Source organism: Enterobacter sp. CFEC122, assembly GCF_052983755.1.
In genome coordinates this window covers 177713-197972 of record NZ_JBRIQR010000001.1, presented here as the reverse complement: position 1 = coordinate 197972, position 20260 = coordinate 177713, and the positions used below count along the sequence as shown (strand labels likewise).

At 57.3% G+C, this 20260-nt stretch carries 18 protein-coding genes and 1 CRISPR repeat array (1 of these 19 only partly in view); of the genes, 4 read left to right on the top strand and 14 right to left on the bottom strand.

The window, feature by feature from the left end; translation table 11 throughout:
- Positions 1-441: a CRISPR direct-repeat array (repeat unit 28 nt; unit sequence TTTCTAAGCTGCCTGTACGGCAGTGAAC) (it extends 973 nt beyond the left edge of the window).
- A 165-nt stretch (positions 442-606) separates the two neighbouring features.
- Positions 607-1041, bottom strand: coding sequence for a DoxX family protein (locus tag ACVCAM_RS00945; RefSeq protein WP_407223202.1), 435 nt, complete (start codon positions 1039-1041; stop codon positions 607-609).
- Between the two features lie 151 nt (positions 1042-1192).
- Here ACVCAM_RS00945 and poxB point away from each other — a divergent pair, with 151 nt between their 5' ends.
- The 4 genes from poxB (at position 1193) to ACVCAM_RS00925 (ending at position 6504) form a co-directional block, all read left to right on the top strand.
- Positions 1193-2911: a ubiquinone-dependent pyruvate dehydrogenase gene (gene poxB, locus ACVCAM_RS00940; protein WP_025912921.1), complete on the top strand. Its 1719-nt coding sequence runs from the start codon at positions 1193-1195 to the stop codon at positions 2909-2911.
- A gap of 38 nt (positions 2912-2949) precedes the next feature.
- Positions 2950-3951, top strand: coding sequence for a low-specificity L-threonine aldolase (gene ltaE / locus ACVCAM_RS00935; RefSeq protein WP_025912920.1), 1002 nt, complete (start codon positions 2950-2952; stop codon positions 3949-3951).
- A gap of 10 nt (positions 3952-3961) precedes the next feature.
- Complete coding sequence (locus tag ACVCAM_RS00930; protein WP_025912919.1) at positions 3962-5398, top strand: SDR family oxidoreductase; 1437 nt, start codon at positions 3962-3964, stop codon at positions 5396-5398.
- Positions 5399-5490: 92 nt separating this feature from the next.
- Positions 5491-6504 carry an NAD-dependent epimerase/dehydratase family protein gene (locus ACVCAM_RS00925; RefSeq protein WP_008500006.1) on the top strand — a complete coding sequence of 338 codons (1014 nt, stop codon included), beginning with the start codon at positions 5491-5493 and terminating at the stop codon, positions 6502-6504.
- A gap of 160 nt (positions 6505-6664) precedes the next feature.
- Here ACVCAM_RS00925 and ACVCAM_RS00920 read toward each other — a convergent pair whose 3' ends face one another.
- The 13 genes from ACVCAM_RS00920 to gspE all read right to left on the bottom strand — a co-directional run bounded on the left by ACVCAM_RS00920 (position 6665) and on the right by gspE (position 20255).
- Positions 6665-8476: a chitinase gene (locus ACVCAM_RS00920; protein WP_008500007.1), complete on the bottom strand. Its 1812-nt coding sequence runs from the start codon at positions 8474-8476 to the stop codon at positions 6665-6667.
- 150 nt (positions 8477-8626) lie between these two features.
- Positions 8627-9061, bottom strand: a complete 435-nt coding sequence (iagB, locus tag ACVCAM_RS00915; protein ID WP_025912918.1) for a type III secretion system invasion protein IagB — start codon at positions 9059-9061, stop codon at positions 8627-8629.
- A 136-nt stretch (positions 9062-9197) separates the two neighbouring features.
- Entirely contained in the window at positions 9198-11930 is a 2733-nt protein-coding gene (locus ACVCAM_RS00910; protein WP_447093483.1) for a glycosyl hydrolase family 18 protein, read from the bottom strand.
- A gap of 257 nt (positions 11931-12187) precedes the next feature.
- Positions 12188-12985, bottom strand: coding sequence for a prepilin peptidase (locus tag ACVCAM_RS00905; RefSeq protein WP_023326999.1), 798 nt, complete (start codon positions 12983-12985; stop codon positions 12188-12190).
- Positions 12982-13467, bottom strand: coding sequence for a type II secretion system protein GspM (gene gspM, locus ACVCAM_RS00900; RefSeq protein ID WP_021240906.1), 486 nt, complete (start codon positions 13465-13467; stop codon positions 12982-12984). The genes ACVCAM_RS00905 and gspM overlap by 4 nt, the downstream gene beginning before the upstream one ends.
- A complete protein-coding gene (gspL, locus tag ACVCAM_RS00895; protein WP_025912915.1) occupies positions 13464-14606 on the bottom strand; it encodes a type II secretion system protein GspL in 1143 nt (380 codons plus the stop codon). Before gspL ends, gspM begins: the two co-directional genes overlap by 4 nt.
- A gap of 15 nt (positions 14607-14621) precedes the next feature.
- Entirely contained in the window at positions 14622-15632 is a 1011-nt protein-coding gene (gene gspK, locus ACVCAM_RS00890) for a type II secretion system minor pseudopilin GspK (RefSeq protein WP_025912914.1), read from the bottom strand.
- Complete coding sequence (gene gspJ, locus ACVCAM_RS00885; protein ID WP_025912913.1) at positions 15629-16258, bottom strand: type II secretion system minor pseudopilin GspJ; 630 nt, start codon at positions 16256-16258, stop codon at positions 15629-15631. Before gspJ ends, gspK begins: the two co-directional genes overlap by 4 nt.
- Positions 16255-16638: a type II secretion system minor pseudopilin GspI gene (gene gspI / locus ACVCAM_RS00880; protein ID WP_023292909.1), complete on the bottom strand. Its 384-nt coding sequence runs from the start codon at positions 16636-16638 to the stop codon at positions 16255-16257. The genes gspJ and gspI overlap by 4 nt, the downstream gene beginning before the upstream one ends.
- Positions 16631-17116 carry a type II secretion system minor pseudopilin GspH gene (gene gspH, locus ACVCAM_RS00875; RefSeq protein WP_008500017.1) on the bottom strand — a complete coding sequence of 162 codons (486 nt, stop codon included), beginning with the start codon at positions 17114-17116 and terminating at the stop codon, positions 16631-16633. Before gspH ends, gspI begins: the two co-directional genes overlap by 8 nt.
- The gene (gene gspG / locus ACVCAM_RS00870) at positions 17116-17565 is read right to left on the bottom strand and encodes a type II secretion system major pseudopilin GspG (RefSeq protein WP_008500018.1); all 450 of its coding nucleotides are present in this window, start codon (positions 17563-17565) and stop codon (positions 17116-17118) included. Before gspG ends, gspH begins: the two co-directional genes overlap by 1 nt.
- 3 nt (positions 17566-17568) lie before the next feature.
- Complete coding sequence (gene gspF, locus ACVCAM_RS00865; RefSeq protein ID WP_022647588.1) at positions 17569-18777, bottom strand: type II secretion system inner membrane protein GspF; 1209 nt, start codon at positions 18775-18777, stop codon at positions 17569-17571.
- Positions 18777-20255, bottom strand: coding sequence for a type II secretion system ATPase GspE (gene gspE / locus ACVCAM_RS00860; RefSeq protein ID WP_008500020.1), 1479 nt, complete (start codon positions 20253-20255; stop codon positions 18777-18779). The genes gspF and gspE overlap by 1 nt, the downstream gene beginning before the upstream one ends.
- Positions 20256-20260: the final 5 nt, after the last annotated feature.

The following is a 20260-nucleotide window of genomic DNA, read 5'->3' as shown; positions in this document are numbered from 1 at the left end:
GCCTGTACGGCAGTGCACATTGTTAATTACGACAAGGTTGTCACTCGCGGCTTTCTAAGCTGCCTGTACGGCAGTGCACCACGGCACAATAAATTTAAGCCAGTCTTTGACGTTTCTAAGCTGCCTGTACGGCAGTGCACATTTCGCGTCGTGGGGCGACCGCGATTCCGACTTTCTAAGCTGCCTGTACGGCAGTGAACGTATGGTTTTCTGCTCATATGAGGCCTCAAAATTTCTAAGCTGCCTGTACGGCAGTGAACGCAGAGGTCAAAGGCACTTCCCCGCGCAAGCTTTTCTAAGCTGCCTGTACGGCAGTGAACTTGCTTTTATTCAGCAACAGGACGGCGCAGCCTTTCTAAGCTGCCTGTACGGCAGTGAACATATCCAAATTTCCAGCAGGACTGTAAAACAGATTTCTAAGCTGCCTGTACGGCAGTGAACTGGAACAATCTACACCTATCTTCTTGTGATATAAAGAAATCCCTCTAAAATTCTCCGTAAACCTTTTTTTCATCACCAACAATTCACCGTTGTGAAATCAACAACTTAAAACTTACCAATAAAAAAGGGTCCGTAGACCCCTTCCCTCGGAACAGATTCCAACCCCTACCGCCACACAGGTGCTTTCCCCAGCGCAAACCGCCCTGCCCCTAAAAACGCCACTGCCAGCGAGCCGATAAAGAAGTACACCAGGCTTTCAATCGCCCATGCGCCGACCTTGTCGAGCGCGAATGTCTCATCCAATCCCACCATCAGCCACGCCACGATCATCGTAAACGCCAGCACCAGCGCGGCCGGGCGCGTAAAGAGCCCGACAATAATCAGGATCGGCGCCACCACTTCGCCAATCAACACGCCGTAGGCAATAAACCCCGGCAGCCCTTTCTCCACCAGCATGCCGCTGATAAAGCCCACCCCACCAAACAGCTTATGCAAACCGTGAAAGAGCATCAGCCCGCCGACGGCAAGTCGTAACAAGAGTTTGCCAAGATCGTCGCACGATATCTTTTCATTAACAGCAATTAACAATGATTTAACCATTTGAAATGATTCCTGTTTTCACTGAGGTATCACCAGATTATGCCGAAGCGTTGCGCGTGAAAAGCACCTTTTAATTGGGGGGATCTGACGGGCAATACGGAGACTTTCTTCTAAGCTTGTAAGCGTTATCACAAAAAGGAGACGGACAACCATGAAACAAACCGTGGCTGCATATATAGCGAAAACGCTCGAACAGGCTGGCGTAAAACGTATCTGGGGCGTCACCGGCGATTCCCTGAACGGACTCAGCGACAGCCTTAACAAGATGAAGACCATTGAATGGATGCCGACCCGCCATGAAGAGGTTGCCGCGTTCGCCGCAGGCGCTGAAGCACAGCTTACGGGTGAGCTGGCCGTCTGCGCCGGATCCTGCGGGCCGGGTAACCTGCACCTGATCAACGGCCTTTTCGACTGTCACCGTAACCACGTTCCGGTGCTGGCGATTGCCGCCCACATCCCCTCGTCCGAAATCGGCAGCGGCTATTTTCAGGAGACGCATCCGCAGGAGCTGTTCCGTGAATGCAGCCACTATTGCGAACTGGTTTCATCCCCGGAGCAGATCCCGCAGGTTCTGGCGATCGCCATGCGCAAGGCCGTGCTGAATCGCGGCGTGTCCGTGGTCGTTATCCCGGGCGACGTGGCGCTCAAGGCCGCGCCGGAAGGAGCCAGCACCCACTGGTACCATGCCCCGCAGCCGGTGGTGACGCCTGCCGAGGAGGAGCTGAAAAAGCTGGCGCAGCTGCTGCGTTACGCCAGCAATATCGCCCTGATGTGCGGCAGCGGCTGTGCGGGCGCGCATAAAGAGCTGCTGGAATTTGCCGGAAAGCTGAAAGCCCCGATCGTCCACGCCCTGCGCGGCAAAGAGCACGTCGAATACGATAACCCCTACGATGTAGGCATGACCGGTCTGATCGGTTTTTCCAGTGGCTTCCACACCATGATGAACGCCGACACGCTGATCCTGCTCGGCACCCAGTTCCCGTACCGCGCGTTTTACCCGACGGATGCCAAAATCATTCAGATTGATATCAACCCGGCCAGCATCGGCGCGCACAGCAAGGTCGATATGGCGCTGGTGGGCGACATCAAATCTACCCTTGCCGCCCTGCTGCCGCTGCTGGAAGAGAAAACCGATCGCAAGTTCCTCGATAAAGCACTAAGCGACTATCGCGATGCCCGCAAGGGTCTGGACGATCTCGCCAAACCGAGCGACAAAGCCATTCACCCGCAGTATCTGGCGCAGCAGATCAGCCATTTCGCGGACGAAGACGCCATTTTCACCTGCGACGTAGGCACGCCAACCGTCTGGGCGGCACGCTACCTGAAAATGAACGGCAAACGCCGACTGCTCGGCTCGTTCAACCACGGCTCGATGGCTAACGCCATGCCGCAGGCGCTGGGCGCAAAAGCGACGGCGCCGGAGCGTCAGGTGGTGGCGATGTGCGGCGACGGCGGGTTCAGCATGCTGATGGGTGATTTCCTGTCGGTGGTGCAGATGAAGCTTCCGCTGAAAATCGTGGTCTTCAACAACAGCGTGCTGGGCTTCGTGGCGATGGAGATGAAGGCTGGAGGCTATCTGACGGACGGCACCGAGCTGCACGACACCAACTTTGCCCGCATCGCCGAGGCCTGCGGCATCACCGGCATCCGCGTGGAGAAAGCGTCCGAGGTGGATGAAGCCCTGCAGCGCGCCTTCTCCATCGACGGCCCGGTACTGGTGGATGTGGTCGTCGCCAAAGAGGAGCTGGCCATCCCGCCACAGATCAAGCTGGAGCAGGCCAAAGGCTTTAGCCTGTACATGCTCCGCGCGATCATCAGCGGGCGCGGTGACGAGGTGATCGAACTGGCAAAAACCAACTGGCTCAGGTAAAACATCTGGCATCGCCTTTTTAAATATAAGGACATGCCATGATTGATTTACGCAGTGATACCGTTACCCGCCCGAGTCGCGCCATGCTCGAAGAGATGATGGCCGCCCCGGTCGGGGACGACGTCTACGGCGATGACCCGACGGTCAACGAACTGCAGCGCTATGCCGCAGAGCTGAGCGGAAAAGAGGCCGCCCTGTTCCTGCCCACCGGCACGCAGGCCAACCTGGTGGCGCTGCTCAGCCACTGCGAGCGCGGTGAAGAGTATATCGTCGGCCAGGGCGCGCATAACTATCTCTACGAAGCAGGCGGTGCCGCGGTGCTCGGCAGCATTCAGCCGCAGCCGATCGACGCTGCGCCGGACGGCACCCTGCCCCTTGATAAAGTCGCGGCGAAAATCAAAGCCGATGATATTCATTTTGCCCGCACCCGTCTGCTCAGCCTCGAAAACACCCACAACGGCAAGGTCCTGCCGCGCGAATACCTGAAGGCGGCGTGGGAGTTTACCCGCGAGCGCGGGCTCGGTCTGCACGTGGATGGCGCGCGCATCTTCAACGCCGTGGTGGCGTACGGCTGCGCGCTGAAAGAAATTACGCAATATTGCGACTCGTTCACCATCTGCCTCTCTAAAGGGCTGGGCACCCCAGTGGGTTCCCTGCTGGTGGGCAATGCGGACTACATCAAGCGCGCCAACCGCTGGCGCAAAATGACCGGCGGCGGCATGCGTCAGGCGGGTATTCTGGCGGCAGCCGGGCTGTATGCCCTGAAAAACAACGTGGCGCGCCTGAAGGACGATCACGACAACGCCGCGTGGATGGCGGCGCAGCTGCGTGAAATTGGCGCCGACGTGATGCGCCACGACACCAACATGCTGTTTGTCCGCGTGGGCGATGACCACGCCGCTGCGCTTGGCGAGTTCATGAAAGCACGTGGCGTGCTGATCAACGCCTCACCTGTGGTGCGTCTGGTCATGCATCTCGACGTCAACCGCGAGCAGCTGGCCGACGTGGTAAAACACTGGCAGGCGTTTTTACAGCGATAAGGAGCATCACGTGCCGCAACGCATTCTGGTGCTCGGCGCCAGCGGGTATATCGGTCAGCATCTCACCGCGGCGTTAAGCCAGCAGGGGCACCAGGTGCTGGCTGCGGCACGCAACACCGAACGCCTGCAAAAACTCAGTTTAGCGGGCGTTACCTGTCACAACGTTGACCTCAACTGGCCAAAGTCGCTTCCCGCGCTGCTGGACGGGGTCGACACCCTTTACTACCTGGTACACAGCATGGGCGAAGGCGGGGATTTTATCGCCCACGAGCGTCAGGTGGCGATGAATGTCCGCGATGCCCTGCTGCAAACCCCGGTGAAGCAGGTGATTTTTCTCAGTTCACTCCAGGCACCTGAACACGAGCAGTCCGATCACCTGCGCGCCCGCCAGCTGACGGCGGACATCCTGCGGGGGGCAAATATCCCCGTCACCGAACTGCGCGCCGGGATCATCGTCGGCGCAGGCTCTGCCGCCTTCGAAGTGATGCGCGATATGGTCTACAACCTGCCGGTGCTCACGCCGCCGCGCTGGGTCCGTTCGCGCACCACGCCGATTGCGCTGGAGAACCTGCTGCATTATCTGGTGGCCCTGCTGGATCATCCGCCGGAGCAACACCGCGTGCTCGAGGCGGCAGGCCCGGATGTGCTGAGCTATCAGGCGCAGTTCGAACATTTCATGCGCGTCAGCGGACGCCGCCGCTGGCTGATCCCCATTCCCTTCCCGACCCGCTGGATTTCGGTGTGGTTTTTGAATGTCATCACCTCGGTGCCGCCGACGACCGCCAAAGCGCTTATTCAGGGGCTGAAGCACGATCTGCTGGCCGACGATCGCGCGCTGCGCGCCTTAATTCCTCAGGATCTGATCCGCTTTGACGATGCCGTGCGCAATACGCTCAAGGAAGAAGAACAGCTGGTGAACTCCAGCGACTGGGGCTACGACGCCCAGGCCTTTGCCCGCTGGCGGCCTGAGTATGGTTATTACCCGAAACAGGCGGGCTGCACGGTGAAAACCTCCGCGAGCCTGGCCGCGCTCTGGGAGGTGGTGAACCAGATTGGCGGCAAAGAACGGTATTTCTTCGGTAATCTCCTCTGGCAAACGCGCGGGGCGATGGACCTGCTGGTGGGCCACCGGCTGGCGAAAGGCCGCCCGGCGCGCCCGTATCTTGAGGTGGGCGACGCAGTCGACAGCTGGAAGGTGATCGTCGTCGAACCGGAAAAACAGCTGGCGCTGTTGTTCGGCATGAAAGCCCCGGGGCTGGGCCGACTCTGCTTTACCCTGAAAGACAAAGGCGATCATCGTGAACTGGACGTGCGCGCCTGGTGGCACCCGCACGGAATGCCGGGTCTGTTCTACTGGCTGTTGATGATCCCTGCCCACCTGTTTATCTTCCGGGGAATGGCGAAACGCATTGCGCAACGGGCAGAACAAAAGACGGAAAAGATCTAAATAAAACTCTCTTTCTTTCACCTTTCCCATTGCATAGCGCCGTAATTCACGAAAGAATGCGCACGAAATTCTTTTCAACACAGTGGATAGCTATGAAGGTACTGGTTACCGGGGCGACCAGCGGCTTAGGCCGAAATGCGGTCGAATTTCTGCGCAACAAGGGCATTAGCGTCAGGGCTACCGGTCGCAACGAAGCGATGGGTAAACTGCTGCAAAAAATGGGCGCAGAGTTCGTCCATGCCGACCTGACGGAGCTGGTCTCCTCGCAGGCGAAGGTGATGCTCGCCGGTATCGACACGCTATGGCACTGCTCCAGTTTTACCTCCCCGTGGGGGACCCAGGAAGCCTTCGATCTCGCCAACGTGCGGGCCACCCGTCGTCTGGGGGAATGGGCCGTTGCCTGGGGCGTGCGTAACTTTATTCATATCTCGTCACCGTCACTCTATTTCGACTATCACCACCACCGTGACGTGCAGGAAGATTTCCGCCCTGCTCGCTTTGCCTGCGAGTTTGCCCGCAGCAAGGCGGCCAGCGAAGAGGTCATCGACCTGCTGGCGCAGTCAAACCCGCACACCCGCTTTACGGTCCTGCGTCCGCAGAGCCTGTTCGGGCCGCACGATAAGGTATTTATTCCGCGTCTGGCGCAGATGATGCACCATTACGGCAGCGTGCTGCTGCCGCGCGGCGGCGATGCCCTTGTGGATATGACCTACTACGAAAACGCCGTTCACGCCATGTGGCTGGCCAGCCAGCCGGACTGCGATAAGCTGATCTCCGGTCGCGCCTACAACATCACTAACGGCGAACCCTGCACGCTGCGCAGCATTGTGCAGCGGCTGATCGACGAGCTGCAGATCAACTGCCGTATCCGTTCCGTGCCCTACCCAATGCTGGATATGATTGCCCGCAGCATGGAGCGCTTTGGCAGTAAAACAGCCAAAGAGCCTGCGCTGACGCATTACGGCGTCTCTAAACTCAACTTTGACTTCACGCTGGATATTTCGCGGGCGGAGAATGAGCTGGGGTATAAACCGGTTGTGACGCTGGATGAAGGGATTATGCGCACGGCGGCGTGGCTGCGGGATCACGGGAAGCTGCATCGCTAGCCTTTTTACCCGGTGGCGGCTTCGCCTTACCGGGCCTACAACGGCTCCGTACTGACCCCTCGCCCCTTAGCCTCATGTAGGCCGGGTAAGCGCAGCGCCACCCGGTAAAAGACAGAGGGTGCAAATACGAAAACGGCAACCCGAAGGTTGCCGTTTGCTTTTACAGAGCCGTCCAGGCGTCAGCCCACGCCAGGCCAGCGCCGGGTTCGTAGTATGCCGGGGCATTGTTACACCAGCCGCTGTACGGGAACGGTTTGCACTGGAACAGTTTACCGTGGTTGTTCACGATATCACCTGCGTTGTACTTGCTGTTCGCGCTCCACGCGGCGTAAGAGCCGGAAGTGCCTTCGTCCTTAGACTCGGCTTTCGCTTTCACATTCAGCAGGTAGGACGTGGTGCTGGTCAGTTCACCATCGCTGACGGTCAGGCCGATTTCGTACTGCTGAGCCGTTGCAGACTCTGGCGCCTTGAAGGTCACCACCGCTTTGTCCTGACCGGTCACGGTCTGGCCATCCTGGGAACGCCAGGTGTAGGTCAACTTGTTACCGTCGGCGTCAGTGGAGCCTTCCGCGCTCAGGGAAACCTGCGCACCCGCTTCAACCGCCCCGATTGGGCCCGCAATCTGCGCCACAGGGGCGTGATTCACGGTAGCCGGTTCAACAGGGGTGGTATCTTCCGCTGGCGTCGTATCCGCTGGCGGCGTGGTGTCTGCCGGGGTTTTGTCTTCTCCTGGGGTCACGGCTGAGCCGTCGTCGTTAATGATGTTCACGTTATAGAACTTCTTAACGCAGTTGGTGTAGTCACCCTCTTTGAACGCGCTGAACGGCGTCTGGTACCCCACCAGCTGGCAGGAGTAGGTCTTACCGTCCGGCGTATCCGGGCTCCACCCCCAGTCCTGCTCCCAGTAGATCTTCAGCGCGCCGGCGCCGCCTTCATCGAACTGCTTCATGTTGGCGCAGCCCAGCACTTCATTCGCCGGAACAGGCACTTTCAGGTAGTTCGCGAACTCTTTGTAGTACTTGATGCGGTTTTCAGACTGGGCAATCTCGGTTGGGCCGCCGCACTCTACGCCACCGTTGATGATCTGGGTGGTCACGCCGAAGCCCGGAACCAGGCCGTTGGCTTTATCGTGATCGTTTGGCTGCCAGGTGCCGTCGATAACCTGCAGCATGCTTGGTTTTGGCGGCTGCGGATAGGCGAAGAAGAAGATCGCACTTGCCAGGTTCAGCCAGGTATCCGCCACCAGCTCAGGTTTGTCGAGCAGGGTACGGACGGTGCCAAACATCGCTTCAGAGAACGGACCGTAGTTATAGTTGTAAGACAGCTGCTTCGCGCCGCGGCCAAAGTAGCTTACGAAGTCGCCGTCTTTGTCCTTACCGCATGGCCAGGTCTGTCCCTGCCAGATGTCTGGGTTACATTCGCCGTTATAGCCGCCTTTCTGGCCTTCGGTCCACCCCATTTCACGGACGTGAACCAGGGCCTGACGCCACTCGGCTTCCGGACGCCAGCTCTCATGGCCGCCGGTTTCCTGCGCAAAGTGGGCGAACATGGTCGCCAGCTCTTTGCGGCAGATGGCGTCGCTGTCGCGACCATCGTTATAGGTCTTACACAGTGCCGGGAATTTACCAACAGCCTTCAGGAAGTTACTGTAGGTATAAGACTGAGCGCGCAGCGGGAAGAGATATTCCCAGTCGCTGGCCTTCACGATCCCTTCAACGCGCTTGACGTTGTCAGGGTTCGAGGCACGACCTGGCTCAATCTGCTCAACGAGGCTATTGTCCAGGGTCGCAATGGTATCCTTCACCGAAACCATCAGCGGGAAATTGGTCAGCTCTTTTTCCTTTTTCGCCAGATCGCTGGCTTTCATGGTGTACGGCTCACTGCTGGCCGCCTGCAGTGATGCAGCCTGGGCCATAAAGGGTGCAATACATGCCCCCGCCACGAGAACGCTCAGTAATGTCCTTTTCGTCATTTCAAATAATCCTGTATTTAAGCAACTAGGGTGAGTACATTCCCGGCTTATGTATTACTCCCTTAATAAATAAGCCCGAGAGTGTGGTTCTTTTTCATTTTCTGAAGAACACCGAAAGGAATTCTTCAAAAAATAAAAATAACGCTACGGTTATTTACCCAATTTTATTTGCTGATACTTCGCCCACACTTTATGGGCATAACGCATGCGCTGCGGATAATTTTCTTTTTTCAATCCGGCGTTATACGCGCCCACCGCTTCCCAGTTATAGCCATACACGTTTATCATCCCGGACAGGATGGAGGCGCCGACCATAATGGAGGTACAGGGCTCATTAATAAGCTGATTTTCATCAATACCCTGACGTTCTAACTCACTGAAGTGTGAACTGTTAATCTGCATCAACCCGACGTCACGCGTGCCGTCGTGGTTCCAGCCTACCGCGTGGGGATTCATTCCGGATTCGACTTTGGCAATTGCATACAATAACCACGGATCGACATGATAATAATGTCCGGCGTTATCCCAACAGTTCGCGAATACGCTTTGACTAAACAGCAGTAAAAATATAATCACGCGTTTCATGAGCACCTGCTTTTTAAATACTGAACCTCTTTCCGCTCATCATTAGCGATAATGCCGAAGTGTTGGTCACACCCGAAGTGGGGTGTGACCAACTAGTGCGGGTTGATATCATTCCCGCAATCCACGGTTCAGAAGGTTATTTGCAGTCTGTTGAAGGACCTTCTTTCACCCATACATCGCTGTTAGCCGGGTTGTCACCGCGGGTCCACCATTTGGCACGGTAAACGTTGCCCTGGTAGGTTGTGGTTTCGCCGCCGTTATAAACCAGGTCAGAACGCCAGTTCATCTTCACGTTGCTGACCAGCTCCCAGGCATCCACACCGAAGCCAGGCTGGTTGCCTTGCGTCCAGTACTTCGCTTTCCACACCAGATGGTCGAAGCTCACGGTATCGCCACTGTTGTAGATTTTGCTGGCATCCCACGCGGCATATTTGCTGGCGTTAGCATCGACAGGCGCATCGCAGCTACCGGTTGCAGACCCTTCGTCAGATGGCGGGGTCACGTCATCAGACGGAGGCGTAATCTCATCAGAGGGTGGCGTTACGTCATCAGACGGAGGTGTAACCTCATCAGACGGTGGTGTAACGTCAGCCGGTTTCGGATTCACGGTAACCTGCACGTTAGACTGCACGCTGGTTTTGCCGTCGCCTACAACTACGCTCAGCGTATAGGTAGACGTGGTGGCAACGTCTGGTGCAGTAATCGTCACGTTCGCGGTATCGGTACCGGTTGCATGCATATCCGCTGGCACGCTCCAGGAGAAGGTCATCGCATCACCGTCTGGATCCACAGCCTGCGCGTGCAGAGCATAGGTTTCTCCTGCCTGCAGCGTCACTGCCTCCATTGCGTTCACGACTGGCGCCTGGTTAGCTTTTGGCGCTTTATTCACAACCTGCACATCAATGGCGTTGCTCAGGCCTTTAGCATCCGTAACCGTCAGGCGGAACACCATGGTCTGATCGCTGGTCGCTGCCGCAACGTTGAAGGTTGCTTTCGCTTTGGTGCTGTTGGAGAGAGTTACAGATGGGCCAGAAACCTGGGTCCATTTGTAGGTAATCGCATCGCCGTCTGGATCGCTGGAAGCAGAACCATCAAGCGTGACGGTTGCCGGGCCAGAGACGTTCTGATCCGCAGAAGACGCGATTGGCGCATGGTTGGTGACGACCGGATCGACCGGGGTAGAACCGCCCAGCAGACTTTCGTTCATCGCGTTCAGGATGTCGCCGGTATCAGAGTCAATAGACCAGGCAAAGAGTCCGCCCAGGTTTTTCGACAGCACATACTTGCCTTTAGCGGCGGTAGAGCGTGCATCTTCATAGGTGATCAGGTCGCCGGTAGACTTATTGAAGACATATGGCGCTTCAGCATTCGCGTCGTAACCATATTCCCAGCCAGGCTTGCCTTTGTACTCGTTAACGATCTGACGGTAGTCGACCACGCCAGGTTCCCAGGTACCTTTCACCATACCGGTTGCGGTACCCGTGAATGGATTGTCACCGGTGTAGCCATGCACGCCAGTCCAGCCGCGGCCATACATGCCCGCACCCACCACGATCTTGCCTGGCTGTACGCCCTGAGCAAGCAGCGCGTCCACGCCGTTCTCGGTGGTGTAGTTTGTGTCCGGACGCCATGACGGCGCGCGCAGTGCGGCCTGGTGGCCCAGCTCGGTGTTGCTCCAGCCGCCGTAGAAGTCATAGCTCATCAGGAAGATGTGGTCGAGGTACTGCTGAGCAGCGGTGTAATCCACGTCTTCAATCTTATCGCGGCCCGCACCGATGGCGCTGGTCAGTTCATAGGTACGGCCAGTCTGTGCAGACAGCTCGTTCAGCATGGTGCGCAGGTCATGCATCAGGGCGGTATACGTCGCTTTATCCTGCTGCGGGTTACCCAGATGTTCGCTCACGCCGCCGCCGCCAGGGAATTCCCAGTCGATATCCACGCCGTCAAAGAACTTCCAGGTCTGCAGGAAATCTTTCACAGAGGAGACGAAGCGGGCACGGATTGCCGGGTCGCCCATGTGGAAGAACGGATCGGACAGCGTCCAGCCACCGATGGATGGCAGCACTTTCAGGTCCGGATGCGCTTTTTTCAGCGCCATCAGCTGGCCAAAGTTACCTTTGTACGGGTCGTCCCAGTTGGAGACGCCAGACTGCGGTTTTTGCAGCGCAGCCCACGGATCGTGAATGGCGACGGTATAGTCCGGACGGCCCGCGCAGTCGCGCTGCAGTACGGAGAAGCTGTTACCGCCTTCAACGGTTTTCAGGCCATCGTTGATGCCGTCGCCGCCACAGATTGGAATGAAGCCATAGAGGATGTGGTTAAGGTTCGCTGCCGGGATTTTATCAACCGGGAAGTTACGATCGTAAACGCCCCATTCAGGGAAATACGCCGCAACCACTTTATCAGTATGTTTGGCGAACGTTTTGTTGTTCTCCTGCAGCGGCGCGTTCAGCGGCAGCAGATGGCTGCCGTCGGTGTCCGCCACGATGATCAGCTTGCTGGCGCTTTTGGTGCAGCCGCTGGCATTACAGAATTCAACCTGCTCCTGATAACGTCCGCCCTTTTTCACTTTAAAGGTGGCTGAGCCGCTTGCACCAGCTGCGCCGGTCCACACGGTTTTGCCATCCAGCAGCACTTTGGCAGACGTTGGCGCGTCGCCGCTCCACACGTTCCACTTGACTTTCACTTCCACGCCGTCGTTATGTACCTTGACGAGGCTGTTGTAATCCTGCGCGGCCTGATCCACCTCGACCAGCGCAAATTTGTCATTGCCGGAGCCGATGGTCGGCGCACCTGGCGCAGCAGCGAATGCAGAACCGGTTGCCGCTGCAATAAAGAGCGCCAGATATTTAGGCTTAATAAATTTCATTTTTCTTTCCTGATAAATTTATTCGTAAACGAAATTGATCCATGTCTTCCTTTAGAACATGGAATAATATTCACATAGTGCGTTTTTAAATACGCAGACAGCCGTTATCCAAACCTTAAAGACGCGTTGTATTCCTCCATTAAAAGATACAAGCTAAAAATCCGTGTAGCTTATGCCTTTTACGATACACTGAGGATAAAAGGTCGTCTTTCTCTTTCCTCGTCGAAAATATTGATAAAAAAACTTGACCCGGTTATTTAATAGGTATTCACAAATAGCTGGCAGGTATAGAGCGCTATTCCAGCAAAAGCCAGATAAGGTCCGAAAGCGATGGTTAGGTTATTTTTATTCGATTTATTTAATAGCAAATAGCCCACTATGCCACTTAATGCGGCAATTAATTCAATCGCAGGCAGTGACTGCCAGCCGCACCAGGCGCCCAGCGCCGCCAGCAGCTTGAAATCGCCGTAGCCCAGCCCTTCCCGACGGGTAAGCAGACGAAACGCCCAGTACACCAGCCAGAGCGAAAGATAGCCTGCCACCGCGCCGAGCAGCGCATCACGCAGGGGCAGCCCGTGGCTGAAGGCGTGGAACAGCAGCCCGGCCCAGAGCAGCGGCTGCGTCAGGCAGTCGGGCAGCAGCTGGTGCTGTCCGTCAATCATCGCCAGCGGCAGCAGAAAGGCCGCCAGCACCCACAGCGAGAAAAGGGATGCTAAGTCCGGTATCCACCGGGCGGTGAGGCCAAAGAACACCGCCGTCAACAGCTCGAGTAAAAATAACCGCAGCGGAATCGGCGACTTGCAGCAACGACAGCGTCCCCGCAGCGCCAGCCAGCTCAGCAGCGGGATGTTCTCCCATGCGCGCAGTGCATGCTGGCAGACGGGACAGTGTGACGCCGGGAAAAGCAGGTTGCTGCGGCTCTCCTCCTCTAGCACCATCCCCGGCACGCGATCCACCACAACGCCGAGAAAGCTCCCCAGGATCGCGCCGAACACGCCGCTCATCGCGGCAAACCCGACGGGATAACTCTCCCGGACGAGTATCAGCCCGTTCATGCCACTTTTTTCCAGGTCAGCTGGATTTCGGCCTTCACGTCGCTCAGGTGATCCACGGGCGTGAGGTTCATTTTCTCCAGCCTGACGCCTGACGCGAGGTTCATCTCCCGCAGCCAGTTTTTTAATTCATACACGTTGACCCGGTTCACGACAAAGGCCAGAGTCTGACCATCCTGACGAATATCGGTCAACGTCAGGTTGATTTCATGCGCGCTATTCTCCACCACGCTGCGTGGATTATCGGTTTTCACCTGTAGCACCGGCAGATGATTTTTATCAATTTCTGTTTTCATCCAGTTTACCGTTTCAATTTGTCGCGCCAGCGTCGCCTGGCTATTTTTTATCATGTTATCCAGGGGAATTATCCCTGCGTAATAGATGACGGCGCTGCATAAAGCTCCCGCCGCTATTTTTAAAATGAATTTTTCTCTGGTGCTGTATTGTTGATAACGAGATGTAAACTGTGCAATTCGCGCTTTCATTTATATTTCCCTGTAATCATGGCCGTATACGGCGCGTCCTTTGAAATAGGCTGTAACGTAAAATCAAAATTCGTGCTGGCCTGATGAATGAATTCCTGTAATGCCTGCTCGTTTTGCGCACTCACGCTTAATGTCAGGGCTCCCTGCGTGTCGTCATATTCAAACAGCGTAATTTCCATCGACGGAACGGACTGACGGATCTTTTCCAGTTCGTCCATCTGCAAAAAAATGCCTTTGGGCTGCTTCTTGATGTTCTGCCCAAAATGGTACTTAAGGTTGGTCTGGTGACGCATACTCGGAAAATGGTGTTGATAAAGCTCGACCATCTCCTGCTGCACCTGATTTTCCCGATCTGCCAGCATCCACGCCAGGGTGATGCGGGGGCCGAGCAGCAGTCCCAAAGAGAGAAGCCCCATCACCGCGACGGCGGCCTTCATCCCTTTCGCCGCCCTCGCGCTGGTCGCTTTCGCGCTGAACGCACCGTGCAGCACGTTGACGCGGCACGCCCGCCACTGCGGCTGGATCAGCACCAGCGGATGTTCTGCCGCCAGCTGTTCGTCAACCTCAATGCCCGGCGGGATGTCCCCGTAGCAGCGGACCTCGCCCTCTCCGGCTTTTTGCATCAGCAGCGGCAACAGGCCAACCTCAACGTTACAGGCGATATGCGGCGACAAGCGCAACCAGTAGTTCTCTTCCCGCGCAACCAGCGTGCTTCCACCCGCCGTGACCGGCAGCAGCCAGGCGTCAGGCAGGACCTGAATGACCTTCAGGCCCGCCTCGTGAAAGCGGGTCAGCCACTGCTGCAGGCGGGCGGAATCTATCGCCACGGCGTCCACCTCGGCGCCTTTTTTGTTCAGCACCGTCCAGTGGAGATCGTCCACCTCACCAATCAGAGTCTCCTCCGCCATCCACGAGAAGGCGGTCGCCTGCGACGCCATTTTCTTCGGCAGCGTAAAGTGGCGGAAGATCATCTCACTGGCGGGCAGCAGCAGACACACGCGCGCAGCCAGAGGATGGTCGGCAAGGGTATGCAGCGCCTGCGGGGTGTCCAGGGTTGTAACCTGTTCGCTTCCCGACTCACACCACATGATTTTCCCGTCCTCACGGCTGTCGGGACGAACAAAAAGGACCTGTTTCATAGCGTTCTACTTTTCTTATTCAATCATTCGGTAACGACGTTGCCACGTCACAATTTCACCGGCTTCGTTATTCACCTGAAGCTGGCTCACCACGCGAAGCGTTAACTCATCGGTATTGCCGGTGTAGTTGACGCGAAAATACCGGCTGTTGATGGAGAGCAGCCCGGCCACCTGCGGCAACTCTTCCTTCAACTGCGGGAAGGCCTGTTCCAGCGCTTTGCTGAAGACGTCCATACTTTCCCAGCCGGTTTCCGGCCGCGACTCAATCAGGCGTACGGCATCGTCCGCGGTGAGTTTTCCCGGGAACAGGGCTGCCAGTAAGGGCGCCTGCTCCGGCGTCAGAGTATTGACATCCACCTTGCTGGCCGAATCCGGCAGCGCGCATAACAGCTTGCTCACTTTCGGGTACGCTGCCGCAGGAAACGCCGGCAGCAGCTTGATCTCGGCAAGGGTGCGCATCATCTGATTCGCAGGCTGACGCGCCGGCACTACGCCAGACCAGGCGTCCATCTCCGCGCCCTCTTTCACCGTCGTGGCGTCGCCGTCGAGATAATCCACCAGCTGCTGATAAATTTCTTCCGCCGCCGTCTGGCTGATGCCGCCGTCCGTCAGGATCTGCTCGACAATCTTCTCTTTTCGCGGCTTTTCCGGCACGGTTGACGCATTTTGATCCTGAGCCACTTTGTCTGCGGCCAGCAGATTATTGACGTTGAAGCAGTCCTGCGCGTCGTCGACCTGGCTGACCACCGTATAGTCTTCACCCTGCGTCTCCAGCGGCTGGTGCCAGTCGCCCTCCGGGTCGAGCGGTTTGCTCTCGCCGCTGGCGTCGTTCTGCAACCGGTCTTTCACCACTTTTTCCTGCGCCTGCATTGCCCAGCGCAGCTGCTGCTGGCTCACCTGATAGTGGGTTTTCTGCAAATTACGGCAGAACTGCTGGCTGATTTTGGCCGCCAGGGCCGACATCATGACCAGCAGGATCAGCACAACCAGCAGGGCAACACCGCGTTGCTGATGGACCCGGCTCATGGCTTCACGTCCGGCGCAGGCGCATTTTGCGGGGCAGGCGCGTTTTCTGCCGCCGGTGCCGCCGCTTCTGGTATCTCTCCCGGCGTGGTAAACACCCAGCGCCAGGTGTCGCCATTTTCCATGGTCAGCGTAAGCTCCACGCCGTCTGGCAGATGGGCAGAGTCACCCCAGCTTTTTTGCCAGCCCTGGTGATAAAACCGCCATTGCATCGCTTTCACCTCGCTGACGATAGGCACTTCATCGGGTTTGACGTCCGCCGGGCTGTCAATCACCGGCCAGACGTCGCGATACAGACGCCCTTCTTCCAGCCGCCAGCGCACGCGCTCCAGCTGGACCGTGCCACTCACGCCGTTCAGCGTGGTAAATTCCACGGCATCGCCATCCTGTAAAAACAGATCCGGCGCGTTGCGCGGCGCCCGCGCCTGCAGCTGGAAAAAATCGCGCTCCATCAGGCTCCAGGCACGCTGAAGCTGATTAAGCTTCGCCGCGCGGGTATCGGTTGCCGAACTGGTGCGCATCGCGCCGTCGAGAATTTGCCAGGCCAGGGTGCTGATGACCGCAAAAATGGTCAGCGCAATCATGATCTCCAGCAGGGTAAAACCGCGCTGGCGTCGGCTCGTCTTCACTTGCTCTCTTCTCCCGGCCCAATGATCTGAAGCGAAATGACCGGCTGGCTTTTATCGCCTTCGGCGTAAACGCGGATGGCATTGGCCCAACCGCTATTGGCGGTTTTCACCCGCTGCTTATGCCAGTACCAGCTGCGCCCCCCCATGATTTCCGTCCCCTGCTCCTCGGCATCGGGAAAATCGGTTTTGCTAAGCTGGGCTTCAGCCAGCTGATTTTCTGCAACCCAGCTGGCCTGCAGCGTTTCGGCCAGCCCGTGGGTGAAGCGCACGTTCAGGGAGACGGAATTCATCAGCGCCAGCGCGGCGGTGGAGAAAATGACCAGCGCCACCATCACCTCCAGGAGCGTCATCCCGTTCTGCTTAACCTTGCCTTTAGTCATCGTTCTCTACCGAAACCGGGGCCGCGCCCTGCGACACCACGCGGAAGTGATGCTGTTTGTCGTAACTTTGCAGCGTCAGCGTAAAACGGCCAATCTCACCGTCCGGCAGAAAGAGGATCTGGGGGTCGGCCTCGACGTTAGCCGCCAGACGCTGAGGCGAGAGCGACACGTGCATCTCTTCCGGGAAATCGCCTTTCGTGGTAATACGGCCTGCGGATAACGGCACCCAGTGACGTTCGCCGTTTTTATCGTCGAGCGTGACCAGCTGATATTTATCGGTAGCAATCACCAGCCCGACAATATTTCCGTCCATGACCGCGCGGTCTGAACCATAATCAACGAGGGCTTTTAATTGCTGACCAAATATATCCGCACCGCTGCGTGAGGGTATTGTTGAGACAACCATCATGGCGCAACTGGCAAATATCACCAGCGCCAGAATAATTTCCAGCAACGTAAAGCCGCGTTGATTCTTCATTATTTCTCTTTCTTATCCAGAGACCAGTTCGTAATATCGTCTGCGGTGTTGGCTTCGCCATCAGGACCGGCAGAGAAGACGTCTACGGCGCCGTGTTCACCCGGGCTGACGAGCAGATAATCGTTGCCCCACGGATCCTGCGGCAGGCGGCGAATATAGCCGTCGGCGCGGTAGCCGTTGGGGATCGGCGCGATCTCAGGCTTGGTCACCAGCGCCTGCAGACCCTGCTCGGTCGTTGGGTAGCGGTGGTTATCAAGCTTATACATATCCAGCGAGCCTTCGAGCGCAACAATATCGCTGGTCGCCTTTTGCGCGTCCGCTTTTTCTTTATTACCCATTAAATTGGGCACTACCATACTTGCTAAAACGCCGAGAATAACGATCACCACCATTAATTCGAGCAAGGTGAACCCCGCCTGGCGAGCCAGACGTTTTGTTTTTATAGCCATGATTTAACCTACCATATTATTAAGTTGCAGAAGCGGCTGTAATATTGACAGCACGATGAATAAAACAATCGTCGCCATGGAGACCACCAGCGCTGGTTCAAATACCGAGAGCGTTAACGTAATACGATGCTGTAGCGCCGACTCCTGGTTTTCCGCCGCGCGGTCCATTAAGTTGCCTAACTCGCCGCTCTCTTCGCCGGAGGCAATCATGTACAGCATGGTGGGCGGGAATAATTTCGCCTGCTCCAGCGCGGCATAGAGCGAGGCCCCCTGACGCACGGTATCCGCCGCCTGCTCCAGCACCTGCCGGGCGTAGAGGTTTTCGATACCGTCCATCGCGATATACATCCCTTCAAGCAGCGGCACGCTGCTCGCCTGCAGGATGCTGAGCGTGCGGATATAGCGGGCGCTGTTGATCGCGCACACCAGCTTTTTAATCGGCGAGCCATTCACCAGCCAGCTGTGCCAGCGAAAACGGTTTTTGGCGTTTCTGAGCCAGGTCTTAAAGCCAACAAATCCGCCGCCGAGGATCCCCACGATGTAGATCCCGTACGCCTGCAGGAAATCGCTCACCGCAATCAGCGTGCGGGTGGTGATCGGCAGCTGCTGCTTCATGTGGGTGAACTGCTCGATCACCTGCGGCACCACCGCCACCAGCAGAATGCTGATGACCGCGATGGCGACCACGGTGAGGGTAATCGGGTAGACCATCGCCTGCGTTAGCTTGCTCTTCATCTTCTGGCGCTGCTCGTTGTACTCCGCCAGCTTCTCCAGCACGTCGCCCAGGTGGCCGGTCTTTTCACCGGCCATCACCAGCGTGCAGTAGAGCTTGTCGAAGGTGCGCGGGAACTGGCTGAATGCGTCAAAAAGGGTGTGACCTTCCACCACCTTCTCGCGGATCTCCACCACCATTGCCGCCAGCTTGTTGTCTTCCGTTTGCTTCGAGATCGCTTTCAGCGCGCTCTCGAGCGGCAGTGCGGCGTTGACCAGCGTGGAGAGCTGACGGGTAAACATCGACAGCACCGGCGTGGAGAGCCTGGCTCCGGTTTTTGCTTTTCCGGCAGACGCCGCTTCACGGGTTTCGCTGATGCTGACGGGCATCAGCTTTTGCTCTCGCAACATCTGGCGAACCTGCTTTTGCCCCTCGGCCTGCAGCGTGCCGCGCTGGGTTTTGCCTGCGACATCCGTCGCCGTCCAGGCGTAGAAGGCCATTACGCATCCCCCCCGCGCTCGGCGGTCACACGCATCACCTCTTCCAGCGAGGTGACGCCGCTAATCACCTTCAGCAGCCCGTTTTCGCGCAGGCTGTAAGCCTGCTTAAAGAGCTGCGTTTCAATGGACATTTCGTCTTTATCTTCATGAATGGCGCGGCGCATGGCGCTGTCCACCACCAGGAACTCGTGAATACCGGCACGGCCCTGATAGCCGCTCTGGCGGCAGTGTTCACAGCCCACCGCGCGGTAAATGGCTTTTGGCGGCGCGTCCATAAAGCTGAACAGCGCTTTTTCATTGGCATCCAGCGGACTGGTGGTCCGGCAGTGCGTACACAGCCGACGCACCAGACGCTGGGCAATGACACCGAGCAACGATGAACCGATTAAAAAGGACTCCAGCCCCATGTCCCGCAGACGCGTAATCGCCCCGGCGGCGCTGTTGGTGTGCAGCGTAGACATGACCAGGTGACCGGTGAGCGACGCCTGCACCGCAATTTGCGCGGTTTCACCGTCACGAATTTCCCCGATCATCACCACGTCCGGGTCCTGACGCAGAATAGCGCGCAGCCCGCGGGCAAAGGTCATGTCCACGCGCGGGTTAACCTGCGTCTGCCCCACCCCTTCCAGCTCATATTCGATCGGGTCTTCCACGGTCAGGATGTTGCGTTCGTGGCCGTTCAGCGCCGAAAGAATGGCGTACAGGGTGGTACTTTTACCGGAGCCTGTCGGCCCGGTGACCAGGATAATGCCGTGCGGGCGCTCTATCAGCCCTTTTAACTTCTCCAGCTCTTCATCGATCAGGCCCAGCTTGTTGATGTCGGGCTTGAGATTGCTTTTATCGAGCAGGCGCATGACCACGCGCTCGCCGTACTGGGACGGAATGGTCGAGACGCGCACGTCGATCGCCTTGCGGCCAATGCGCAGTGAGATACGGCCATCCTGCGGCAGACGTTTTTCGGCAATGTCGAGTTTCGACATCACCTTGATACGCGACACCAGCAGCGGGGCGAGCTTACGCGCCGGTTGCAGCACCGGGCGCAGCACGCCGTCAACGCGGAAGCGAATGCTCAGCGTGCGCTCGAAGGTTTCGATATGGATATCCGACGCGCCGTCCTTAACCGCCTCGCCGAGAATGGCGTTGATCAGGCGGATCACCGGCGAGTTTTCGTCGTTATCAAGCAGATCTTCGTTATCCGGGATCTCCTCGGTTAACGCCATCAGGTCGATATCCGCATCCATGTCGTCCACCAGCTGCTGTGAAACGCCGCTGCTCTGCTGCCAGATTTTGGCCAGCATCTCGTCAAACGCTTCCGGCGTCACAGTAACCGGGACGAACGCGCGGCCCAACACCCGGCGCACTTCCAGCAGTGCTAACGCCGGGGTGTCCTCACGGATATAGACGTCATTGTTGTAAAGCAGAACGCCGTTATCTTTTGCATAGCTGCTGCTACACAGTGTTTTACTCAGTTCGTCCACGTTGC